This window comes from Geminicoccus flavidas, assembly GCF_009806515.1.
GTDB lineage: Bacteria > Pseudomonadota > Alphaproteobacteria > Geminicoccales > Geminicoccaceae > Geminicoccus > Geminicoccus flavidus.
The window spans coordinates 1-5,076 of the sequence record NZ_WUJP01000904.1 but is presented as its reverse complement, the minus strand read 5'-3'; the positions used below and the strand labels follow the sequence as shown (position 1 = coordinate 5,076).

Here is a 5,076-nt window from a genome sequence, read left to right as displayed (position 1 = left end):
GGCGGCCGAAGCGAGAGAGGTATCCTTGAACAGGCCGATCGCGAAGTTGCCGGTGGGTGGCAGGGCGATCCGCACTGCCTGCGGCAGCACGATTACCCACATCGCGCGGGCCGGGGTCATGCCGATCGCCAGTGCCGCCTCGCGCTGGCCGCGGTCGATCGCGTTGATGCTGGCGCGGAACACTTCGGACAGGATCGCGGCCCCGTTCAGCCCGAAGCCCAGGATCGCGGCGGTCGCGGCCGGCAGGGTGATGCCGAGCCTGGCCAGGCCAAAATAAAGGATGAAGAGCTGGGTCAGGATCGGGACGTTGCGGAAGATCTCCAGGTAGACCCGCGCGATGCCGCTCAAGATCAGGTTGTCGGAGCGACGCATCAGCGCCAGGACGAAGCCCAGCGCTATTGCCACCAGCAGCGAAGCGATCGTCAGGAAGATGGTGGTGCCAGCACCCAGGAGCAGGGTCTGCAGGAGATAGGGCCAAAGCTCGGCCAGCCGGCTGCCGACAGCGTCACCCATCCCTCAATGGTCCTCGACCGCGCGCAGGAAGGCGCGGGTGCGCTCCACCTGCGGGGCACGGAAGATCTGCCCGGGCGGCCCCTGCTCGACGATGGCGCCATCGGCCATGAACACGACCTTGTCCGACACGCTTTCGGCAAAGCGCATCTCGTGGGTGACGATGATCATGGTCATGCCCTCGACAGCCAGCCGGCGCATGACGTTCAGGACATCCCCCACCAGCTCCGGGTCGAGCGCGGAGGTGGCCTCGTCGAACAGCATCAGCTTCGGCCGCATCGCCAGTGCCCGGGCGATCGCGACCCGCTGCTGCTGACCGCCGGACAGGCGGTCCGGGTAGGCGTCGGCCTTCTCCGCCAGGCCCACCTTGGCGAGCAGTTCCATGGCCGCGCCCCGCGCTTCGGGCTTCGACTGACGCAGCACCTTGACCGGCCCCACCATCACGTTCTCGATCGCGCTCAGGTGCGGGAACAGATTGAAGCGCTGGAACACCATGCCGATCCGGGAGCGCAGCTTCGCCAGCTCCCGGTCCGACATCGGCACATAGCGCCCGTCCTTCAGCTTCTCGCCGATGGGCTCGCCGTCGATGAAGATGTGCCCACCGGTCGGCCGCTCCAGATAGTTCACGCAGCGGAGCAACGTGGTCTTCCCAGAGCCGCTGGGGCCAATCAAAGAGAGCTTCTGGCCAGGCAGGACCTCCAGGTCGATGCCGTTCAGCACCACATGGGCGCCGAACGACTTGACCAGACCTTCGATCCGGACGAGCGGCTGGGGCTGCTGCATCAACGCTGCGATCAGGCGAAGTACTGGCTGAAGTCGCGCTGCTCGTGCTCGAACGTGCCGATGATGTTGCCGGCCTCGTCGCGGTCGACGCCGATCCGCGGATCGGGATCCATCGGCACCAGATAGTCCGGATTCGTGATGCCGTACTGAGACATGATCGGGCCGACCTGGCCGGACCGGTGCAGCCAGCGCAGGCCCTGGTTGATCGCGTCGAACAGGTCGGTGTTGCTGGGGTCGATGCCCCAGATCGCGCTGAACTTGCCCGTTAGCGTCGAAAAGGCCGGATCTGGAACCACCGGCAGCTGCTTCAGCTTGAAGTTCGGGTTCTGCAGGATGATGTAGTCGATGATGGGCGCATCCAGGACCGCGAAGTCGAGCCGGCCGGCAATGACGTCGCGCAGACAGGGATCGATGCCGTCATAGAGCTTCACTTCGGTGGTGCCGGGCACCTTCTTCATGTCCGGAACCACGGAATAGCCGGTGCCGCTGCCGATCGAACGGCCGTTCAGGTCGGCGACCGACACCTTGTCGGTGAACGGCTCGTCCTCGCGCATGATCACGTACGCGCCGGTATAGAAGACCGCGTCGGTGAGCTGCAGGATCTTCGAGCGCATCGGGTTCCAGGCGAAATTGCCGCCGAACCAGTCGGCGCGCCCGGACTGGACCGCCTCGATCACGCCCGGGAAGCCCATCAGCACGACCTTGACCTTGAGGCCCAGCCGGTCGGCGATCAGCTCCAGCATGTCGAGATCGGTACCGATCGGCTCGCCGCCCCGGTCACCGGTGAGCGGCATCTCGCCCGTACAAGCGGCGGTGATGAAGCCCTTTTCCAGGGTCTGAATCTCGGGAGCCTGGGCGAAGGCGTGGCGCGGGACCATGAGCGGCGCCATGCCGCCAAGCGCTGCGGCGCCAAGGCCGGCCGCCTGCAGGACATGGCGACGACTGAACGGACGGGAAGGGCGATCGTCGGTCACGATGACTTCTCCAGAAGGGAGGCCGCGCGGCAAGAGGCGCTTTCCGGCGGCCCGGGCAGCCTGCCGTGTCCTGGCTGAGGTTCTGTATCGGCGGCCACGCTAGCAGGCACGGACGCCGCATCAAGCGCAAGTTTGCGTATCGGCAAAACGTGCAAATCTTGCGATCGAATCAGGCATCTGGCATTCGGACCCTGCAAACTCTTGGCTGGCGGCCGTCGCTGCCGGCATCAGCTCGGACCGCTTCCCATGTCCACGACTGCCAACAAGCCGGCCTGGCGCCGGAGCAGGCCGCCTGCACCTGCAGATGCCCACGATCCGGGTCCGCTGATCCTGCGTCTGCGCAAGGAACGGAACCTATTGCTAAGCGACCTCGCCAAGCTCTCCGGTGTGTCCGCCTCTACCATCTCGCGGATTGAGAATGGTAAGCTCTCCCCGACCTATGGAGTGATGACCCGACTGAGCGATGCATTAGGCATCCGGTGGTCAGATATCGTCGGGCCCGGCACCACCTCATTCGCACCGGGCTGTCGCGCGGTGAGTCGCGCGAATACCGGGGTCAAGCAGAAGACCGGCCGGGGCATCTATGAATGGCTCGGTACTGATCTGGTCACCAAGGCGATGGAGCCGACCCTGATCGAGGCGCTGCCAGACGATGGGCAGCCTGTGCTGGAGGGACATGGCGGCGAGGAACTGATCTTCGTCCTCGAGGGCCGGCTGGTCTTCCACATGCAGCACTACGCGCCGCTGGTGATGGAGGTCGGCGACAGCGTCTACTTCGACGCCAATACGCCCCACGCCGCCTATGCGCACGAAGGGGCTGCCCGGTTCCTGTCGGTGGTGTCCCGGCCGGGCTCGTGCAGCGAACTTTCATCGATTGCGGATATGCAATTGACCCGTTCGTCGACCCGCTCCTAGGCTCGCGCCGCCCGGGCTCGGTACGACTCCGGCGCGGACGGAGTGAATGAGCGTGCAGCAGCAGGAGAACGGCGGCTTCGACGATGCCGCTGACGTCGTGATCATCGGTTCCGGGTCAGCGGCCGCCACGGCGGCACTCACCGCCGCGAAAAAAGGTGCTTCGGTCCTGATCCTGGAAAAGTCCGACAAGCTGGGCGGCACCAGCGCCATGTCGGGTGCCGGCACCTGGGTTCCGGCCAACCACCACATGCTGGCAGCGGGGCTGCAGGACAGCCCCGCCGAGACGCTCACCTACCTTCGTGCGACGGCACCGGAAGGCTGGGCCGAGACCGAGGACGAGCTTTGGCAGGCGTTTGCCGAAAATGCGCCCAGGATGCTGGAGTTCGTCGAGGCTAATACGCCGCTAGAGTTCGCGCTGACCCATGAGGCCGATCCGATGGCCGAGTATCCGGGTGGCAAGACCGGCGGGCGCACGCTCTCGCCCAAGCCGCTGAGCCGCCGGATCCTTGGCAAGTATGCGCCGAAGCTGCGGCGCTCGACCCTGCCGCACATCTTCACCTATCAGGAGCTGTCCCACGACATCCAGCGCCGCTTCGTGTCGACCGTGGTCAAGATGGCGCCGACCCTGATCTGGCGCTGGCTTACCGACACGCGCGGCCAGGGCAACGCGCTGATGGCCGGGTTGCTCAAGGGCTGCCTGGACACCGGCTGCCGCATCGAGACCAAGACCCGGGCCGTGAAGCTGCTGACCGACGAGGACGATGGCGGCGTGATCGGCGTCCTAGTCGAGCAGCTTGGCCGGCAGCGGCGCATCCGGGCCCGGCGCGGCGTGCTCCTCGGCACGGGCGGGTTCGAGTGGAATCCAGAGATGTTCGCCAAGCACTTCCCAGGTCCGCTCGACTTTATCGGCAGTCCGCGCACCAACGAGGGCGACGGCCAGCTGATGGCCCAGGCGATCGGCGCCAAGCTCGATCACATGGACCAGGCCAACATCTCCTATCTGGTGCCGACCCGCTATGAGGGCCGGCTGCACGGCATCCCGCTGGAGTTCCACACCGTTCCCAACGCGATCCTGGTCAATCGGCTGGGACAGCGCTTCACCAGCGAGTACCGCTTCAACATGGGCGAGATGCTGAACCAACGCGACGAGCACGGCCAGCCCGTGCATCTGCCGGTGTGGCTGATCACCGACGCCGACTTCTTCCGGAACTCGGGCCTGTTGCGCTGGTTCGCCCGCTTCGACAAGCGCTGGGTGACCAAGGCGCGCACGCTGGAGGACCTGGCCGACCGGATCCGCCTGCCGGCGGCTCATCTTGTCCAGACGGTGGCCCGCTTCAACGAACTGGCGGGCAAGGGCGTCGACGAAGATTTCCACCGGGGCGAGACGCCCCTTGAAAAGGAGCGTGCCGCCGTAAGCGGGCTGATGGCACCGATCACCAAGCCGCCGTTCGTCGCCATCCCGTTCAACCGCTCGATCCTGGGCACTAAGGGCGGGGCGCGGACGAATGCCGCCGGCCAGGTGCTGCGCCCGGACGGCAGCATCATCGCCGGGCTCTATTGCGCCGGCATCGCCATGGCCAGCCCGATTGGCACGCGCGCGGTCGGCTCCGGCACGACGATCGGCCCGAACATGACTTGGGGCTATATCTGCGCGAATGCGATGCTGCAGGCGAACCGGGGCGGCTAAGCAACTGGCCGTAACGACAGTCCTGTTACGCGCTTTTCGCACCCATTGAGGCTACCAGTTCCAGCTGTTTGTAGGTGCTCAAGGCAATCGTGGACGGCTCTGTCTGAGCAGGCGAGAGGATCAGGTGCCCAGCCTTCAGCTTGCGCGTATACTGCTTCGGCCGTCCATGGAAAAAGACAGTAAGAATGGAACCGCCCCAGGTCTTCC

6 protein-coding genes are annotated in these 5,076 nt (G+C 65.7%); 2 read left to right on the top strand and 4 right to left on the bottom strand.

Going from position 1 to position 5,076, the window contains the following annotated elements; all coding sequences use genetic code 11:
- The 3 genes from EQG76_RS25990 to EQG76_RS25980 form a co-directional block, all read right to left on the bottom strand.
- Positions 1-513, bottom strand: a 513-nt coding sequence (locus tag EQG76_RS25990; RefSeq protein ID WP_159717684.1) for an amino acid ABC transporter permease, incomplete at its 3' end; no start/stop codon positions are given.
- 3 nt (positions 514-516) lie between these two features.
- Positions 517-1,293, bottom strand: coding sequence for an amino acid ABC transporter ATP-binding protein (locus EQG76_RS25985; RefSeq protein ID WP_159717682.1), 777 nt, complete (start codon positions 1,291-1,293; stop codon positions 517-519).
- 11 nt (positions 1,294-1,304) lie between these two features.
- On the bottom strand, positions 1,305-2,267 hold the full coding sequence (locus EQG76_RS25980) for a substrate-binding periplasmic protein (RefSeq protein WP_200841137.1): 963 nt from the start codon (positions 2,265-2,267) through the stop codon (positions 1,305-1,307).
- Positions 2,268-2,513: 246 nt separating this feature from the next.
- Here EQG76_RS25980 and EQG76_RS25975 point away from each other — a divergent pair, with 246 nt between their 5' ends.
- Positions 2,514-3,182, top strand: coding sequence for a helix-turn-helix domain-containing protein (locus tag EQG76_RS25975; RefSeq protein ID WP_159717680.1), 669 nt, complete (start codon positions 2,514-2,516; stop codon positions 3,180-3,182).
- Positions 3,183-3,228: 46 nt separating this feature from the next.
- On the top strand, positions 3,229-4,869 hold the full coding sequence (locus EQG76_RS25970; RefSeq protein ID WP_159717678.1) for an FAD-dependent oxidoreductase: 1,641 nt from the start codon (positions 3,229-3,231) through the stop codon (positions 4,867-4,869).
- Positions 4,870-4,894: 25 nt separating this feature from the next.
- On the opposite strand, the gene EQG76_RS32510 is transcribed toward EQG76_RS25970, so the two are convergent.
- On the bottom strand, positions 4,895-5,076 hold a 182-nt coding region (locus EQG76_RS32510), incomplete at its 5' end, for a hypothetical protein (RefSeq protein ID WP_235031572.1).

What these genes read in the sequence shown, in the direction of transcription:
- EQG76_RS25985 (WP_159717682.1), bottom strand. Translation starts at nt 1,293, where the DNA reads ATGCAGCAGCCCCAGCCGCTCGTCCGGATCGAAGGTCTGGTCAAGTCG.
- EQG76_RS25970 (WP_159717678.1), top strand. Translation starts at nt 3,229, where the DNA reads ATGAGCGTGCAGCAGCAGGAGAACGGCGGCTTCGACGATGCCGCTGAC.
- EQG76_RS25975 (WP_159717680.1), top strand. Translation starts at nt 2,514, where the DNA reads ATGTCCACGACTGCCAACAAGCCGGCCTGGCGCCGGAGCAGGCCGCCT.